The organism is Mesorhizobium sp. P2_C7 (assembly GCF_056404515.1).
Genome location: NZ_JBFUDW010000007.1, coordinates 253,529 through 270,712, shown reverse-complemented (window position 1 = coordinate 270,712; position 17,184 = coordinate 253,529). Strand labels below are relative to the sequence as shown.

Here is a 17,184-nt window from a genome sequence, read left to right as displayed (position 1 = left end):
CTTCTCCCTCTTTGCGCGTCCTCGCGCCTTCGGCGCTGCGGGCGCGCGGCTGTGCGGGGATTTCCTCGGAGCGAAGTTCTAGAAGCAGGTCAGGCATGGATGGGGCTCACGCGGCAAGATGGTCCGCGCGGGGCATAGCAACTCGGCTGGCCGCTGTCACCCTTTCCGGAAATTTTGGCCGCCCTGTCGGGACGAGGCGAACCCGCCCGTCCTTCGATCAAAGATTTCCATGAACCGAACGCAGCGCTGAAGCGACCCACGCTCAGGTAGGGAACTATTGGCTAAACGACCATGAAAACGGCATCCAGACTTCTGCAGATCCTCGCGCTTAGCGCTTGCTTCACCGCGCAGGCTCACGGCGCCTTCTCGATGCCGGGCGTACGGCAGGCACTGCGCACGATCGACGGTGCCAGCGGTCAGAACGTGCTGCCGATCAACGCTTGCCTCAAGGTGATGAAGCGTGCCTGAACTCAGGCCGCCAGTCCACCGGCCTGCGTCTTCAAAAACGCCTCGCCGCAGGCCTTCGCCAGATTGCGCACCCGCAAGATATAGCTCTGCCGTTCCGTGACCGAAATCACGCCACGCGCGTCGAGCAGGTTGAAGACATGGCTGGCCTTGATGCACTGGTCGTAGGCCGGGAAGACCATACGGTGCATCGGCAGATTGTCGTTGGACGCCGGCGCACCCGCATCGAGCAGCGCCTTGCACTCGGCCTCGGCGTCCTCGAAATGGCGCAGCAGCATCGCCGTGTTGGCGTATTCGAAATTGTGGCGCGAATATTCCTGCTCGGCCTGCAGGAAGACATCGCCGTAGGTGACCTTGTCGGCGCCTTCGCGGCCGTTGAAGTTGAGGTCGTAGACATTGTCGACGCCCTGCACATACATGGCCAACCGCTCCAGCCCATAGGTCAGTTCGCCCGCCACCGGGGCGCACTCAATGCCGCACACCTGCTGGAAATAGGTGAACTGCGACACTTCCATGCCGTCGCACCAGCACTCCCAGCCCAGCCCCCAGGCGCCCAGGGTCGGGCTTTCCCAGTCGTCCTCGACGAAGCGGATGTCATGCAGCAGCGGATCGACGCCGATCGCCGCCAGCGAGCCGAGATAGAGCTCCTGCAGGTTCGGCGGATTCGGCTTCAGGATCACCTGGTACTGGTAATAATGCTGCAGCCGGTTCGGGTTCTCGCCATAGCGGCCATCCTTGGGGCGGCGCGACGGCTGGACATAGGCGGCGTTCCAGCGTTTTGGCCCGAGCGCGCGCAGCGTCGTCGCCGGATGAAAGGTGCCGGCGCCGACCTCCATGTCGTAGGGCTGCAGGATGACGCAACCATAGTTCGCCCAATAATTGTGCAAGGTCAGGATCAGCCCCTGGAACGAGCGGCTGGGGTGCATATGGGCGGGGATTTCAATCGTCGGGATTTCAATCGTCACGGGGGCCTCGGCAGCAAAGGCTAGCTTGCCGGCACGTCCTAGAGACCCGGCGGCGTAGCGTCAAGCAAGGCGCACCTGTGCGGACCTAACGAGCCCGCCGATCATGTTGAAAGCTTTGCGAGCGACTGGCCCATTGCCGGGCATGGGCGCCTGCGGTCTGCTCATGCCGCAAAGTGTCAGGACAACAGGTTCAATCATGCCCAGTTCCACCATCATCCGTCCCATCGCCCGGCAGGATTTCGACCAATGGATGCCGCTGTGGGACGGTTACAATGCATTTTACGGCCGCTCGGGCGACACGGCGCTGGCAAGCGAGATCACCGCGATGACGTGGTCGCGCTTCTTCGATGCCTATGAGCCGATGCATGCGCTGGTTGCCGAGAGCGAGGGACAGCTTTTCGGCCTCGTGCATTACCTCTTTCACCGCAGCACCACGGCGATCTCGCCCAATTGCTACCTGCAGGACCTTTTCACCACAGAGGCCTCGCGCGGCAAAGGCATCGGCCGGGCCCTGATAGAGGGCGTCTACGAGCGTGCCCAGGCCGCCGGTTCGGGGCGGGTGTACTGGCTGACGCATGAGACCAATCACACGGCGATGAAGCTCTATGACAAGGTCGGCGAACGCTCCGGGTTCATCGTCTACCGGAAGATGTTCTGAGGCAGTTTCCGGCGCACTGGCGCGTGTTGAGTTTTAGGACGGATGGACGTCCAAACGAAAACGGGGCTCCGAAAGAGCCCCGTTTGCATTTCAAGAAGCGATTTCACCCCTTCGGGGCTGGCACCGGCTCGGGCTTGACCTTCGGGGTTTCCTGCGCGGTGTTGGACTCGATGGGCGGCAGGCCCTTCATCAGCTTCTGCTGCAATGTGGCCAGCACATCGGGGTCCGGCTTCAGGTCGCGCGCCTGGTTCCACTGGAAGGTGGCTTCCAGCTTGCGGCCAACACGCCAGTAGGCGTCGCCGAGGTGATCGTTGAGAACCGGATCTTCCGGCTTCAGCGACACCGCGCGTTCCATCTCGCGCACCGCGTCATCGAACCGGCCGAGGCGGAAATAGGCCCAGCCCAGGGAATCGACGATGTAGCCGTCGCTCGGCCTGAGATCGACGGCCTTCTGGATCATCGCCAGGCCTTCCTTGAGGTTCGTATTCATGTCGACCCAGGAATAGCCGAGATAGTTCAGCACCTGCGGCTGGTCGGGGAACAGTTCCAGCGCCTTGCGGAAGCTCGGTTCGGCCTTGGGCCATTCCTTTAGCCGCTCATAGGCGATGCCGCGTTGGTAAAAGATGTTCCAGTTGGCGGCAGTCGGCGTCTTCAGCACCGTGACTGCCTTGTCGTAGAGATTGGCCGCCGAGCGGAAATCATCCTTCGACGAATAGACGCCGCCGAGCGCCAGATAGGCGCGCATGTCGTCGGGATGCGCGTCGACGAAAGCCTTCAGATGGGTGATCGCCTCGTCCTGGCGATTGAGATCGGCAAGGTTGAGGCCGAGTTGCAGGTCCGAAAGCTCTTTCAACGGCGAAGAGTCGGGGATGCGCCGATAGAGCGCGATGGCGCCCTCGCCGTCCTTCAACTGTTCGGAAACGGCCGCGAGTTGCACCAGGGCTGCGTCGCTGTCAGGCTTCAGGGCCAGGGCATACTGCAGGTAAAGACGGACGAATGGCTCGCCACCGCCGCGATTGAGCGCCGTGGCGAGATTAAGCAGGATCTCAGACGCACCGTCCGACGGGCCGGCAGCGAACGGCGCAACCTTGTCACCCCTGCTGATCTTGTCGCGCAAGGCGACGATTTCCAGCTTGCCCGGCGCAAACGCCTCGGCCTGATCGAGCACCGACAGTGCCTTGTCCTTGTCGCCCTTGCGGGCCAGGAACGACGCGTAGGCCTGGGCGTTGCGCATCCAGGTTTCGGGAGCCGCACCACCGGCGGCCGTATCCTGCATCGTCGCGGCGTAGATCGCCTCGGCCTTTTCGGGCATGCCCGACGCGTCGGCGATCAGCGCGCGATGGAAGGACTTGAACAGGCCGAACCAGTCCGGCCCCTGCAACTTGTCGATGGACGCCATCGCATCGCTGGCTTGGCCGGCGCCTTGTTGGGCCCAGCCGGACATGACGCCAGAGATCAGCCGGTCGAGATCGGATTCCAGCGACAGCTTGAGCCAGTACTGTGCCTTGGTGAAATCCTTCTTGTGGAAGGAGTCGACCGCCAGCGCCAGGCGCGAGAAGCGCTCGACATCGGGAACTTCCTTGAGCTTGTCGGCATAGACCAGGGATTCGTCGAAGCGCCCTTGAGCGATCAGCGACAGCATCAGGCTCTGCTGCAGTCCGGTGTCGCTCGGATTGAAGGCCAATGCCTGCTTGTAATAGGCGATGGCGCTGTCGAGGTCGTTGTCGCCTTCGGCGATCCGGGCGGCCAGATAGGCACCCGAGAACGACGTGATCTTGACCGGTTCGGCGGTTTGCTTGGCATAGGCCGGCAAAGCCGAGATCGCCATGCCTGTCACAATTGCCAGCCTTGTCAGCCAGCGCGCACGTCCTTGCTGCATCGTATCCCTTTCAGCCAGGCGCCATCTCCGCGTCAGCGGGATTGGCGTAGACTCGATCTTTCCGGGCAAAGCATGGCCTTTTTGGGGTCGCGCTTCAATCCGCCTCGAATTCACAATCCGGGCACCCGATTAACAAACCATGGCGACCAGGGACAGTTTTCCGTTTTCGAGTTCCGGTCATGGCCCCGCGCGGAGCCGATCATAGCACATCTTCGGTCCGCTGGGACTCCGATATCAGCGCTTGCCCGGCAAGGCAGGCCGCTGCACCTGCGTGTCGTGATAGCCTCCGGCGTTCACGGCATGGAGGATGTTGAAGGCGAGGATTGAGAGCGCCGCTTCGACTTCACCGCCCTAAGCCCCTGGTGAGGAACCTTCCACCGCCCGACATGCGCTTGATCGTCCCGAAGGGGTGCTCATCGGTACATCGTCGGATCGTCATCAAGCCGGGGTCGGCGTAAGTTCTCGCCTCCATTCAGCCCCGCGAGAAGTGGAGCGTACGCGGCGAGCCTGCGGGATACGAACTCGGTAAAGAGCCGCACGCGCTTCGTCTTGCGTGTCTCCCCCTGCGTGAGAAGCCAGAGCGTTCCGTACATGTGCAGATCGGTACCCGGCACCCTCACCAGTAGGGGGTCGGCATCGCCAACGAAGCACGGCAGTGTCGTCATGCCGAGCCCTTGCCGTACAGCAACGATCTGCGCCTCGGCGTCCGTGGTCCTGAATGGAACCCCCGTCGTGCGAACCTCACCCTCGCTGGCCCAATCCGGAATTCCATGAATGCTTATGACGATCCAGCGGATGGGATCAGGCGCGCCCGCACGCCACGCGGCTAGTCGATCGCGAGACATGTAGACGCCGCCGAACAGCTCCGGTCCCTTCAGGCCGTGAAGATTGAGCGGCAGGGTTTTGCGGTCGTAGACGACGCGGATCGCGACGTCGGCCTCTCGGTTGGTCAGATTTGCCAGCTCGCCGGACGACAAGATYTCCATCTCGATGTCCGGATGCARACKMGCGAAATCGGCGAAGTCCGGCATGAGCAGGTGTGTCGCGAGGGGCGGTGCCAGCGTCACCCGCAGMAGCCCGCGCACGCTCTGGTCGCGCCCGAAGACGCGCGTCTCCAGCAGGTGCGACGACGCTTCCATCTGGTCCGCGAACTCGAGGACCTCCTCGCCCGCRGCCGTCAGGCGGTAGCCCGAMGGCAGCTTTTCGAACATGTGCACCCCGAGGCGTTCCTCGAGCTGGGCGATGCGTCGCAGCACGGTCGAGTGGTTCACACCGAAGCGCTCGGCGGCAGCCCGCACCGAGCCTCCACGCGCGACGGCAAGAAAGTAGCGAACGTCATCCCAGTCGATCATGGTGCAATCCCGCACCGTGCGGTGCGCCTACCAAGCCCTACCCTATCGTACAACAGTACAGGGCGGCCCCCATAACACTTGTCAACGAGCGGGCCCAATCCCGAGCAGCGGAACCTTATCGTCGCGGCTGCCGTTGATAGCCATACCGGATCGATTTCGCACCACCGGTGTGCGTGCTTCCTCACTCAAAGCCTGAGCCCGGCAGCCCCATCTTGAAGGTCTTCGGGGCGTTCCCGAATGACCAAGGCGGAAGCCTGGAAGGATGCACGTCATGACCAGATTGAATGGAAAGACCGCCGTCATCACCGGCGGCGCTACCGGCATCGGCCGCGCCGCACCAAAGCGATTCGTCGAGGAGGGCGCCTTCGTCTTCATCTTCGGCCGCCGACAGGAAGCGCTCGACGCCGCTGTGGCGGACCTCGGGCCCAATGCCCGCGCGGTGAAAGGCTCGGTCTCGGATGAGGCCGACCTCGACCGGCTCTACGCGGCGGTGAAGCACGAGCGCGGAAGCCTCGACATCGTCTTCGCCACGGGGCCGGAGGCCCGCTCCCGCTCGGTCAGATGACCGCCCAGCACATTGACGAAACCTTCGACACCAATGTGAAAGGTACGATTTTCACGGTCCAAAAGGCGTTGCCGCTGATGGGCCCGGGCGGTTCGATCATCCTGACCGGATCGAGCGCCGGCACCACGGGCGCCCCGGGATTCACTGCCTACAGCGCGAGCAAGGCGGCCGTGCGCAACCTCGCGCGGACCTGGGCCGAGGACCTGAAGGGCACTGGCATCCGCGTAAACGTGCTATCGCCCGGAGCGACGGCGACCGAGCTCGCGAAGGAGGCGCTGGGCGAGGAGGGGCAGAAGGCCTACGGCGCGATGACCCCGCTCCAGCGCATGGCCGACCCGGCGGAGATCGGAGCCGTGGCCGCCTTCCTCGCGTCGCCGGACAGCAGCTTCATGACCGCCAGCGAAGTCGCCGTCGACGGCGGCCTGGCCCAACTCTGACCTCGGCGCGGTTCCGTACCTAGCTCACACACAGCGAAAGACAAAAGATCATGAAAGCACTCGAGGGTAAAATCGCGGTCATCACGGGCGGAAGCAGTGGGATCGGGTTAGCGACAGCCAAGCGCTTCGTGGAAGAAGGTGCGCACGTCGTGATCACCGGGCGAAGAGAGAAAGAGCTGAAGGAGGCCGCTACCTTCATCATGAGAGACGTTACGACGGTCGTCGGCGACGTATCGCGCTTGGAAGATCTGGACCACCTCTATGCCGTCGTGAAAGAGAAACATGGTCACATCGACATTCTCTTCGCGAACGCGGGCGCAGGGACAATCGCACCGCTCGCGGTCGCCACTGAGGCACATTTTGATCAGACCTTCGATGTGAACGTGAAGGGTCTGTTCTTTACGGTGCAGAAGGCCCTTCCCCTGTTCAAAGACGGCGGCTCGATCATCCTGACATCTTCCGTCGCGAACGTGTTGGGGGTGCCCGGATTTAGCGCCTACGCCGCGAGCAAGGCGGCTGTTCGCAACTTCGCGCGCGCTTGGACACTGGAGCTGAAAGACCGCCAAATTCGCGTGAATACGGTGAGCCCCGGACCGATCGAGACTCCCGCGCTAGAGACGACGACGGGCCTCACCCCTGAGCAAGCCGAGCAAGCGGCCGCCCAGTTTGCTTCACAGATACCGATGGGTCGCAGAGGCCAACCGGAGGAAATTGCGGCTGCGGTCACGTTCCTCGCCTCCGACGAAAGTTCTTTCATCACCGGCGTCGACCTCGCGGTCGATGGCGGCATGGCCCAGGTCTGAACTGGGCAGCACAAGATTAGAGAACGTTATGAGCTACGCAATTATCGGTTTCGGCAAGATCGGTCACGCTCTCGCCAAGGCGTTTGCCCGCAAGGGCATCGAAGTATCCGTTGCGACCACGCGCGATCCGGAAAGCTTTGCATCCGACGCGGCCGCGATCGGACCCACGATCCTCCCCAAAACACTGGCGGAAGCGGTCAAGGCGGACATCATCTTTTTGGCTGCCCGTTTCGAAGCGAACCCAGATGTCGCGAAGGCGCTGTCAACCTGGCAAGGGAAGACCATCGTCGATGTGACCAATGCCTACGGCGTGCCTCCTGAGGAACTGGAAGGACAGCCTTCTTCCAGATTCATCGCGCAGACTTTCTCAGGTGCAAGGTTGGTCAAGGGCTTCAACCATTTGATCGCTGCCACCCTTGACCAAGACCCGGCCGTGCATGGTGGCAGGAGAGTCGTGTTGCTGGCGAGCGACGATGACGCTGCCGCGGCGGAGATTGCTGCGCTCGCGGAAAAGCTCGGTTTCTCGCCGATCAAACTTGGCGGGCTGTCGGAAGGTGGGCTGCTAGTCCAGGCGCGGAAACAGCTGGGGTCATCTGGTCTTCAAGGACCTGGTCAAGTTCGCCTGATGAACACGACGTGCCCACCAGCAGAGCTGCGATGCACGGATCGGATCGAGCGCGATGCGATCCGTGCGAAATGGAGAAATCCCCATGAGCATCGAGAAGAACATCCAGACCGTGAAGGACTTCTTCGCCGCGATCGGCCGTGGCGACAGGGAGGCTCTGCTTGCGCTGGCCGCCGAAGACATCGAGTGGATCATTCCGGGCGAGGACTGGCCGCTGGCCGGAACACGCCATGGACACGCCGGGCTGGCGGATTTGCTTGAGACGGCATCCAAGTCGATAGAAACGTCCACCGAACCCCGGGAATTCGTAGCGCAGGGGGACCGGGTGCTGGTCGTCGGCTTCGCGAGGGGGAAGATCAAAGCCACGAACAAGACGTTCGAGGACGACTGGATCTTCGCCATCACCGTCCGGGACGGTAGACTGACCAACATCCGGGAATACGTCGACACACAAGCACTGGCGCGCGCCGCGCAGGTGGGCGCGGCCGGGACTGCACAGCGCTGGCCATCTTCGGCCATCGGTTCGGGGTCGACGTTAGATCAGCCGAAAATCGCCCCGTTGTACGCCACGCGCTCGTCTAATGCCCAACCGTAAAGGAGATTCCGATGTACGACCAATCCAAGGTATCCGAGTTGATCCGGTTCGCACGTGTAGATGCGGGCTCCACTGTCATTGACGTCTATCCAGGCGACGGCGATTGGACGCGCCTGTTCTCCGACGTCGTGGGCCCCGAAGGTCGGGTCTACAGCTTCGTGCCGGCCGAAGTCGCCGACTTCAAGAACGATCCGGTTGGGCGCATGCGGACGCTCGCGAAGGAGCCGGGCCGAGAGAACGTAGAAGCCGTCTCAGCGGACCTCGTCGCGATGCCGCAGGCCACACAGCCAGCGGATGTGCTGTGGCTGCACCTGTTCTACCACGATCTCCACACCGCCCTAATCCAGAACAAGGGTGCGACGGCGGCCGACTTCAATCGAGCTGTCTACGAGCGGCTTAAGCCCGGTGGGTCCTACGTCATCGTCGACCACGCCGCCGCCGCTGGGTCGGGCACGAGCGATACTCAGGCGCTGCATCGGATCGACCCTGCATCCGTTCGCGAGGAGGTCGAGGCGGCCGGCTTCGTGTTGGACGCGGAAAGCACCATGCTCGCGAACAAGGACGATCAGCATTCGATCAAGGTGTTCGATCCCTCGATCAAGGGCCAGACCGATCGCTTCGCCTATCGGTTTGTGAAGATCTGACACTGAGCTAGTCGCCAACGATGAGGTCGGCACTCGTACGGGAGGCACCTTTGACAAGTGCGACGACCGATTGTGGGTTGGTTTCCGAACGACAGCTTACCGCAGACGTCGGTTAGAACCGGATCGTCCGCTTGTGATGCGGTGGACGGCTCTCCTCCCTCCCTGCGGTATGTTCGGGGGATCAGAGATGGAGGAGCGCTATGATGAGCAACGTTATGACGGTCGGTCTGGATATTGCGAAGTCCGTGTTTCAAGTCCACGGCGTGGATGCGGCTGGTGAGGTTGCAGTTCGCAGGAAGTTGACGCGTGGGCGTGTGCTGCCGTTCTTTGAGAGCCTGCCGCGTTGCCTGGTCGGAATCGAAGCCTGCAGTTCGTCGCATTATTGGGCGAGAGAACTGACTGCACGTGGCCATGATGTGCGGCTGCTGCCGGCACAGTATGTGAAGCCTTATCTGAAGCGGCAGAAGAATGATGCTGCAGATGCAGAAGCCATCTGCAGGCCGTGACACGACCGACTATGCGCTTCGTGCCAGTGAAGTCGCCCGAGCAGCAGAGTGTGATGATGCTGCACCGGGTTCGATTGATGCTCAACCGCCAGCGGACACAGATATCGAACGCGTTGCGGGCGCACCTATCCGAGTTCGGGGTCGTGGCGCCGATCGGGCGTAATGGAATTGAGCAACTTCTCGTGGTCATCAACGACGAGAACGATGCCAGGATACCGGCCGACGCACGGCTTTGCCTGAGGATGCTGGAAGCACAGCTTCGTGTCGTGAAGGAACAGATCCTCGAAAACGATCGCCGGGTCCGTGCGAGTGCGCGAGAGACCGAACGTCGCAGGTTGATGGAGATTCCGGGCGTTGGCCCGCTGCTGGCGAGTGCGTTCGTTGCGACCGTCGCCGATCCGCACGCATTCAAGTCGGGGCGATGCCTCTCGGCTTGGATCGGGCTCGTGCCGAAGCAAAACTCGAGCGGGGGCAAGGAGAAGCTCAGCAGCATCTCCAAGGCAGGTAATCGCTACCTGCGCCAGCTGCTCGTCGTCGGAGCGATGGCAGTCATCCGCTATGCCGAACGGAACGGGACCAGGCGGCCTTGGCTGGTGCAACTGATGGCGCGGCGAACAACCAAGGTCGCGGCGGCGGGTTTTCCAGGCTCCATTGGACAGGCTGCTGGTATCGGGCGCTCAGCGAGCATTTTTCCAATTGGCACAGCCAACCTTTTCCTAAAACGCACGTTGTTCCTCCGCAACTGAGGAGACATCGATGCCGAGCGATAAGAAAACCGACACGTCAGCGACCGTCCGAAAACAGCGGCGAATACAGCGCAAGGTCGACGCCGACGATCGAATGAAACCAAAATCGACATCCGACGGCGCCATGCAGGCCGGTGCGCGAGCATACCCGGCGCCACCCTTTCCAAAGCAGCATCATCCGAAACCCGGCCCTGAAGCAGAAATCAAGCCGGCGCCGCTATACGATGCACCGTTCTGGCGCGGCTCTGGCAAGCTCGAGGGCAAGGTGGCGCTGGTCACCGGAGGTGATTCCGGCATTGGGCGTGCGGTCGCCGTCCTTTTCGCGCGCGAAGGCGCAGACATTGCGATCGTCTATCTGTCGGAGGATGGCGACGCCGAGGTAACGAAACACTCGGTGGAAAACGAAGGCGGCCGCTGCATCACCATCCGAGGAGATGTCGCGGATCGAACCTTCTGCCGCAGAGCTGTGGCCAACACGGTCAAGGAACTGGGAGGCCTCGACGTGCTCGTAAACAACGCAGCATTCCAGGTTCATTCAATGGATTTTGCCGACCTGACTGAGGAGCATTTCGACACCACCTTGAAGACCAACCTCTACGGCTATTTCCACATGGCCCAAGAGGCGGTGGCGCATATGAAGGCCGGCTCAGCAATCATCAATACGGGATCTATAACCGGAATAGACGGTTCGAAAGAACTGATCGACTACTCGATGACCAAGGGCGGTATTCACGCCTTCACAAGAGCGCTGTCAGGCAACCTTATCGGCAAAGGCATTCGCGTCAATGCAGTGGCTCCGGGGCCGGTGTGGACACCGCTCAACCCGTCTGAAAAGCAGGCCGACGATGTCTCGCAGTTCGGCGCGAAAACACCTATGAAGCGGCCGGCACAGCCGGAAGAAATCGCCCCGGCCTATGTCTTTTTGGCGTCGCCGCAATGTTCGAGCTACATCACCGGAGAGATCCTGCCGATTATAGGGGGCTATTAACGAACGGCGGCGCCGGGCAATCATGGACTAAGCCCGTCAATACGTTCGCAAGAATGCGCTAACCGCTTCGGCTACAGAGCGTGGTGGTCCAGTGCGGCTCAACCCGGAGGTTCCATCCGGAACGCTTGCATGTCCAACGGGTTGTTGGCGCCGATGGCAGGAGCGTTGGAGCCGTAAAAATGGAAAAGACGTTCAATCTGGTCGCCAACGCGGTCGCACACGCAACTGGGCGCACTTGGGCTTTTGCGCTATCCTTGGCGCCAGTGGTCGTCTGGGCCGCGACCGGGCCAGTTTTCCATTACTCTGAACCACAATCATTACCTTCCTCATGGTATCCTGATCCAGAATACCCAAAATCGCGATGTCCGCTTGGCCCGCGCCAACCCTAGCCCGTCCCAACTGGCGCAACCATTTGACGGAACATCCCGACGTCAGCGACGTTTGAGCGGATGGCTCTCATTACCAAGTTTGCATCTGCCGTGGTGGTTCTGTCTAGCACGTACCAGCGCATTGCCCTGCACGAGGCGGTCATGGGCACGCGCCACAGCGAGTTGGACAATGCACGGAAGTTTTCGAACGGCATCAACGCTGTGCTCTATGCATTCAACAGCGGCGCGTCGACTGTCGTCATATCGGGCATCAATCCCGGCTCGACCGGCCATGTCTACAACGAGCTCGGCTTGAGGAGGCTTCATAGCCACATAGACAGCTCGATCTTGCTGAAGCTACGCGGCCGTGGCGCCAATCTCTTCACGGCCGATCCTGAAGTCGCGGTATCGACCGGGCGGCCGATCGGAACCTTTACCGCGACAGGATGTTCGAGCGAGATGACGAGGCTATCCGACCTTGGACCGCCAATTCCTGGTAAGCGTCACGGGGGCGACCGTTCCGACGAACAGGACAAATCCCTGTCCAATCTGCGGCCAGATGGTCGACATGCGCGATCTGCGACAGGTCATTTGGCACGAACGGCCGAAGCACAGACCGTTCATCGTGCTCGTTGATTAGATGGCCTAGCAACCCGGCCATAGGAACGCAAAAGACCCGCCACGGAGGAAGCCGTGACGGGCCTTTTTCTCTGTGCCTGGTTGAGGGGACCAAGCATGATCAGAACTTCACCTTCCGCAACAGGTTCCCTTCTTGTGCACAAAAAAGCCCGCCACTTTTCGGCAACGGGCTTGGAGTGCTGGGGATCAACCAACATGGGTCAACGAGCGGCGGAGGGGTTGGGTTGCGCGGGGATGGTATAGACCAGTCAGAGGAAAACCCCGTGTTCTGCCTTGCCTGTAATCGTATAGCGCCGTCCAGCGGCTCGGCTCAGCAACCTGGCTTCTCGCATGAGCGACCAATTGCGGCCACCCAGAAGGCTGACAAGCTCAATTGGGTCGCCACGCTTGCTCGTCGTTCTGCGCTTTGACGCGACCATCCACCTAGTGGGCGGTGTAAGCCCCGTCCACCAGATGGTAGCTTCCAGTAATAAAGCTAGCCTGATCGGACAAGAGGAAGCACACAAGAGCAGCTACCTCTTCCGGTTTCCCGCGCCTGCCCATCGGCTGGAGGTCTGCCATGCGCCGGTTAGCTGCTGCCTCCACTTGCTCGATGCCCAAGCAATGCACCGCCCTCGACTTCAGCGGCGCGGGACACGGGGTCAATGACGTATGGTTCATTGCCGACAGATCGAGAACGATTCCACCATGCAGGTCGGGGGTGGCCATGCAACAGAAGCAGTGGCCCCGAGCCGCGTAGCGAAGCCTCAGGCAGATCCAACATCTCGAGATTGAACTTTTCGAACATTCGCCCCTTTCGGCGCAAGTTCAATCAAGCATGTCGCACGGGTCCGACAGGCAGTCGTTTCCTAACCCCGATGGTGCGCCCACGACCAAACCCTAGTTCGAAGGGAGGGCGGGACCTGCATAAGATTGCTGCCGGCAAAAACAGACGTTCTGGCCCACAGCCCAGGGCGGCCCGATCTCGGATTGGCTAGCGGTATGCTAGCGCGATTGCCGATCGGCCGTCGGACGTCCCCTACTAAGCAAGCCATTCCGCGAAAAGGATCTCATCGAGAGCATCTTTCACCAGTCTAAGGCAATCAAGGCACGGTAGGGCAAGCTCGCCGCTCAACTCGATCTCGGCCCGGACTTGCATGTTCGGGAAAATCCATATCAACGCGCAGACCACAGGTCTGCGGAAACGGAACTTGTCCACGAGAGGCTCGTTGTCACTGTGCATAGATGCCGCGCCCAGCCGCCTTGCACGGGTTCAGCCGAGCGCGGCGTGCATCAACGAAACGCACAAGGAAACATACCATGATCCGCAAACTTTTGACCACCACCGCCGTGGTCACGCTGCTGTCATCAGGCCTGCTGGTATCGGGCGCCCATTCTGAAGATGCCACAAAGCCTGCCAACACAACGCAAAATGCTGCTGCAACCGAGCCTGTGATGGCCCCTGACGGGAGCCTCGTGAGCAAGATCATGGGCACTGCGGTCTACAATAGTGCTGCAGACAATGCCGAGAAGATCGGTGACGTTAATGACATTGTTCTCGCCAAGGACGGTAAAGCCAAGTTCATCATCATTGGTGTAGGAGGCTTCCTGGGGATTGGCGAAAAGAACGTCGCTTATGATTTCAGCAAGGCTGAATGGGTTGAGAAGAACGGCAGCCGGTGGTTGGTCGCCAAGACGACAAAGGAAGATCTCCAGGCCCAGGCCAACTTCGACACCAAGGCCTATGACACAGTCGCCACCCCCACTGCCGCGCCTGCGGTTGCCACTGACAACACCGCCACCGCCGCCATTGACAAGTCGGCGCTGACCGAGATGCCAGCGGATAAGATCAGCGCGGAGAATTTGATCGGAACCACCGTGTACGGCGCCGATGATGCCAAGGTTGGAGAGATCGGCGACGTTGTTTTGAGCACAGACAAGAAGGTTGATGCCATCGTTGTCGACGTCGGTGGTTTCCTTGGCATCGGAGAAAAGTCGGTCGCGGTTGGAATGGAGCAGCTGAAGTTCATGACCGACAAGAACGGCAACCGCTACCTCTATACAAACCTTACGAAGGCGCAGCTCGAAGCGCAGGCCGCCTACGACAAGGGCACCTATGCCCAGAATCGCGACAAGCAGCGCATAATTCTTGGCAAGTAGAGCTTTCGGCCTGGCTCGCGTCGATCGTGACGCGAGCCAGTTAGAGGGAATGCTGGTTGGCGAGAATCGCGAAGGCGGAACATTAGCAATTCCGGATAGTTGAATTAGTGCTTCGGATGCCGCTGCTTGGCTCCGTCGCAGGCTGATGTGCAAACATAGGCCGGCCCGCGCCATCGGTCCCTCCTTGGCGCGGGCCCTATCACGTATCCAAGACGGCCGAGCTTTGTTCCCCGTGATTCCACTGATGAGATGTGACGGTGCGCCAAAACGAGAAAGGCGCCAGATCGTTCAGCCCGGTCGCATGACGCACGGCTCTTCCGTGGCCAGGATTTCTTGGTGCTGGGAATGGTCGAGCATTCCCTCTGAAAAATTGACGGTGGCGAGCCGATACCCGCTTCATGTTAGATCCTTCCGCCCCGGATTGATTTGTACCAGTTGGCGAGCTCGCAAGAAGCGCTGCGTAAGCCTTGTCGATTGCTCGCGATGTCATTTCCGACAGAGGTGATTGGTTAGACGTTAGGACCGCCTCCAATGCCGTTCGCGGCGCTGGGCAGGCGCAACAGGATTATTCTGCAAACGCAGGAACCGCAGGCTTGTGGCGAAGTTCCACTCTACACAACAGGAGTGAAACATCGTGAACACGTCAGACACAAACGACTTTCTCGGATCGGGTCTGTCCAACGAGAATCAATGGCAAGCTGATGCCAACCGTGCCGGCAAAAGCAAGGAGGCGCTCGGCAAATTGAAGACGAGCGCGGCCGAGACAGCCGCCCACCTGAAAAGCGCTGCGGCCTCAGTGTCGACCGACGCTAAGGACTATGCCGGCTCTGTCGCTTCCGACGCCGCTGGTGCGTTCAAGGAAGCGGTCGAGTCCAACAAGACTGCCGGAGCCGATGCGATTGCCAACATCGCGCACTCCGTCAAGGAGGCCGCTGACGGGATCGAAAAACAATCGCCTCAGGTCGCGAGCATGGTGCGGAGTGCAGCGGAAGGTGTGGAACGAATCTCCACCGACGTCAGAGACCGCAACGTCGGCGAACTGCTCGACTCCGTTACGAAATTCGCGCAGCGCCAACCGGCGGCGTTCTTTGGAGTCGGGATCCTCGCCGGCGTGATGCTGACCCGCCTCATGCGAAGCTCGGATCGTTCCTGAGAGGCTTGCTTAGATGGACGATGGTATCGATCGCCGGCCCTTCGGCAGCATCGTCAACGAGGCGCTCGAAAAATTCGCATCGTTGATCCGGTTGGATTTGCGCCTGCTAGAGGCGGAAATGAAGAGCAAGACTTCCACAATCGTCTCGTCCGGCGCCTGTGGGATAGCGGCTGTTGCCCTGTTTGTCTTGGCATCGTTTGCCATGGTCCAATTCTTGATTCTGGTGATGATCCATCTTGGCATCAGCCCCATAGTCGCCTGCTTGGCAGTTGGCATCGTCTTGTTTGGCGGAGGTTTGCTCTCCCTTCACCTGGCGAAGCGGGCGCTTATCGGCTGGACCATCACTCCCGTCGAGACCGTAAATCAGGTGCGAAGCGATATAGCCGCATTGAAGCAGGGGATACGCTATGGCACCACACAACGATGACCTCCACGAGATCATGGCGCAAAGCAGGGCCGAACGTCAGGCCCTGTTCGGCCCGGTCAGTGAAATAAGCCGCCGCTTGCAACCCCGGCATTTGGTCGACGTGACTACGCGGTATGCCAAGGACAAGGTAGCCGAGGCGGTGAGTGGTGTGTCAGACGCCATCAAAGAAAACGGCGGCACTGCGGCTGCAGTAGCACTCGGCGCGGTGGCGGTATTTGATGCGGGCAGAAGAAGTGTTGACAGCCGCAAACCGCCGACGAACCCCAATGGATTTCCTTGGGCGACTGAAACACATCTGGCACCGGATGGCCCGGGCGGGGCGACTATTCCAAGGGCGAAACCCTCACGACAGCCCGTCACCAACGCCGCTCGGACCAAGGTGCTCGCCGGTTCAGTTGGAGGGTTGTTGATTGGCCACGTGATTGCCCGGTCGTTTGATCCAACCGCAACGGAACGTAAGCTGTTCGGGAAAGCGTCGGGCGAAGTCCAGGAAGCAGCCTCCGAATTTTTCAGTCAGCATTTGCATGGCGCAAAGCTTGTGGCGGCTCAGGCCTTCGGATTCGCTAGATACTCTGCTGCGTTCCTAGCGGTTATGGCTGCGGTTAGCGATTACATGAGGGGTGCGAGCGATGGTGGCGACCGCCCCGAGTAAATCCTCAACATCATGGCGGCTTTTTCCAGCACGCTGTGCAGAACTCAGATTTCGCAGCGCTTCAACGCGCCTTCCTGGCAGGTTTGCTGGATAATCGATGAAGAAGAAGGTGCTGTCCGGAATGAGGACGCCTTCCTAGATCACACATTTAACCGTCCAGCGACGCTGCAAATTATGCGGACCTGGCGCGCAACCTTGGCTCATGGCAGTCGCACTTTGGCTACTCACGGGGGCGGATTTCCGGATTGGCAACGGGAAGCGCAGTCTGAGGTATGTTTCTTTAGCAAGCGCCGCATTGCAAGGGCATTCTTCGGCGCAAAGCCCTCATAGTCGTTGTTGAAATAAACCCAGGCTCTCTTTGCGCCGCTGGCTCGGATTTTGTCGGCCCAATCTGTTAGCTGTCTTCGTAGTCGTGCCGGTACCAGCCATCAGGGCCGTGAAGCCGCACGTAGCCCGCGTCATCGGCGCGGGCGCCAAGGGCGATCTTTCCCAAACGATGAAGGATGAATCGACGGTCCCGCCTGCGAGGCTAAGGAGTTTTCTCCGACTGCCCCACAATGCGAAGTGTCAGTCAAAAT

General features: G+C 60.6%; 16 protein-coding genes and 4 pseudogenes. 15 read left to right on the top strand and 5 right to left on the bottom strand.

Going from position 1 to position 17,184, the window contains the following annotated elements; genetic code table 11:
* Positions 1–291 precede the first annotated feature (291 nt).
* On the top strand, positions 292–468 hold the full coding sequence (locus AC1D2G_RS17145; protein ID WP_477415474.1) for a hypothetical protein: 177 nt from the start codon (positions 292–294) through the stop codon (positions 466–468).
* Between the two features lie 2 nt (positions 469–470).
* On the opposite strand, the gene AC1D2G_RS17140 is transcribed toward AC1D2G_RS17145, so the two are convergent.
* On the bottom strand, positions 471–1,391 hold the full coding sequence (locus tag AC1D2G_RS17140) for a glycine--tRNA ligase subunit alpha (protein WP_095091899.1): 921 nt from the start codon (positions 1,389–1,391) through the stop codon (positions 471–473).
* A gap of 235 nt (positions 1,392–1,626) precedes the next feature.
* Here AC1D2G_RS17140 and AC1D2G_RS17135 point away from each other — a divergent pair, with 235 nt between their 5' ends.
* Positions 1,627–2,088, top strand: coding sequence for an N-acetyltransferase family protein (locus AC1D2G_RS17135; protein ID WP_477415472.1), 462 nt, complete (start codon positions 1,627–1,629; stop codon positions 2,086–2,088).
* Between the two features lie 103 nt (positions 2,089–2,191).
* Here AC1D2G_RS17135 and AC1D2G_RS17130 read toward each other — a convergent pair whose 3' ends face one another.
* Positions 2,192–3,967, bottom strand: a complete 1,776-nt coding sequence (locus AC1D2G_RS17130; protein ID WP_477415470.1) for a tetratricopeptide repeat protein — start codon at positions 3,965–3,967, stop codon at positions 2,192–2,194.
* Positions 3,968–4,380: 413 nt separating this feature from the next.
* Positions 4,381–5,319: a LysR family transcriptional regulator gene (locus AC1D2G_RS17125; RefSeq protein ID WP_477415468.1), complete on the bottom strand. Its 939-nt coding sequence runs from the start codon at positions 5,317–5,319 to the stop codon at positions 4,381–4,383.
* A gap of 271 nt (positions 5,320–5,590) precedes the next feature.
* On the opposite strand from AC1D2G_RS17125, the pseudogene AC1D2G_RS17120 reads away from it, so the two are divergent.
* From AC1D2G_RS17120 to AC1D2G_RS17080, 9 genes and pseudogenes are all read left to right on the top strand, one after another.
* Positions 5,591–6,321: pseudogene (locus AC1D2G_RS17120) on the top strand (SDR family NAD(P)-dependent oxidoreductase).
* 50 nt (positions 6,322–6,371) lie between these two features.
* On the top strand, positions 6,372–7,124 hold the full coding sequence (locus tag AC1D2G_RS17115) for an SDR family NAD(P)-dependent oxidoreductase (RefSeq protein ID WP_477415466.1): 753 nt from the start codon (positions 6,372–6,374) through the stop codon (positions 7,122–7,124).
* Positions 7,125–7,152: 28 nt separating this feature from the next.
* Positions 7,153–7,750, top strand: a pseudogene (locus tag AC1D2G_RS17110) (NADPH-dependent F420 reductase).
* Positions 7,751–7,834: 84 nt separating this feature from the next.
* Positions 7,835–8,245 (top strand): annotated as a pseudogene (locus tag AC1D2G_RS17105) (nuclear transport factor 2 family protein); the annotation flags it as partial.
* Between the two features lie 110 nt (positions 8,246–8,355).
* Positions 8,356–8,988, top strand: coding sequence for a class I SAM-dependent methyltransferase (locus AC1D2G_RS17100; protein WP_477308921.1), 633 nt, complete (start codon positions 8,356–8,358; stop codon positions 8,986–8,988).
* Positions 8,989–9,188: 200 nt separating this feature from the next.
* Positions 9,189–10,240: pseudogene (locus AC1D2G_RS17095) on the top strand (IS110 family RNA-guided transposase).
* A 10-nt stretch (positions 10,241–10,250) separates the two neighbouring features.
* A complete protein-coding gene (locus AC1D2G_RS17090; protein ID WP_477415464.1) occupies positions 10,251–11,228 on the top strand; it encodes an SDR family oxidoreductase in 978 nt (325 codons plus the stop codon).
* A 179-nt stretch (positions 11,229–11,407) separates the two neighbouring features.
* Positions 11,408–11,617 (top strand): low affinity iron permease family protein, encoded by a 210-nt coding sequence (locus AC1D2G_RS17085; protein ID WP_477415462.1) that lies wholly within the window; start codon positions 11,408–11,410, stop codon positions 11,615–11,617.
* Positions 11,618–11,758: 141 nt separating this feature from the next.
* Positions 11,759–12,232: a hypothetical protein gene (locus AC1D2G_RS17080; protein WP_477415460.1), complete on the top strand. Its 474-nt coding sequence runs from the start codon at positions 11,759–11,761 to the stop codon at positions 12,230–12,232.
* Between the two features lie 426 nt (positions 12,233–12,658).
* Here the strand turns inward: AC1D2G_RS17080 and AC1D2G_RS17075 are convergent, their stop codons facing one another.
* A complete protein-coding gene (locus AC1D2G_RS17075; RefSeq protein WP_477308105.1) occupies positions 12,659–12,895 on the bottom strand; it encodes an SDR family oxidoreductase in 237 nt (78 codons plus the stop codon).
* A 639-nt stretch (positions 12,896–13,534) separates the two neighbouring features.
* On the opposite strand from AC1D2G_RS17075, the gene AC1D2G_RS17070 reads away from it, so the two are divergent.
* The 4 genes from AC1D2G_RS17070 to AC1D2G_RS17055 all read left to right on the top strand — a co-directional run bounded on the left by AC1D2G_RS17070 (position 13,535) and on the right by AC1D2G_RS17055 (position 16,606).
* Positions 13,535–14,374 carry a PRC-barrel domain-containing protein gene (locus tag AC1D2G_RS17070; RefSeq protein ID WP_477415458.1) on the top strand — a complete coding sequence of 280 codons (840 nt, stop codon included), beginning with the start codon at positions 13,535–13,537 and terminating at the stop codon, positions 14,372–14,374.
* A 634-nt stretch (positions 14,375–15,008) separates the two neighbouring features.
* Complete coding sequence (locus AC1D2G_RS17065; protein ID WP_477226451.1) at positions 15,009–15,527, top strand: hypothetical protein; 519 nt, start codon at positions 15,009–15,011, stop codon at positions 15,525–15,527.
* Positions 15,528–15,540: 13 nt separating this feature from the next.
* Positions 15,541–15,954, top strand: a complete 414-nt coding sequence (locus AC1D2G_RS17060; RefSeq protein ID WP_477226452.1) for a phage holin family protein — start codon at positions 15,541–15,543, stop codon at positions 15,952–15,954.
* Positions 15,935–16,606 (top strand): hypothetical protein, encoded by a 672-nt coding sequence (locus tag AC1D2G_RS17055; protein ID WP_477400086.1) that lies wholly within the window; start codon positions 15,935–15,937, stop codon positions 16,604–16,606. Before AC1D2G_RS17060 ends, AC1D2G_RS17055 begins: the two co-directional genes overlap by 20 nt.
* 224 nt (positions 16,607–16,830) lie before the next feature.
* Here AC1D2G_RS17055 and AC1D2G_RS17050 read toward each other — a convergent pair whose 3' ends face one another.
* Positions 16,831–16,983 carry a hypothetical protein gene (locus AC1D2G_RS17050; protein ID WP_477415600.1) on the bottom strand — a complete coding sequence of 51 codons (153 nt, stop codon included), beginning with the start codon at positions 16,981–16,983 and terminating at the stop codon, positions 16,831–16,833.
* Between the last annotated feature and the right edge of the window lie 201 nt (positions 16,984–17,184).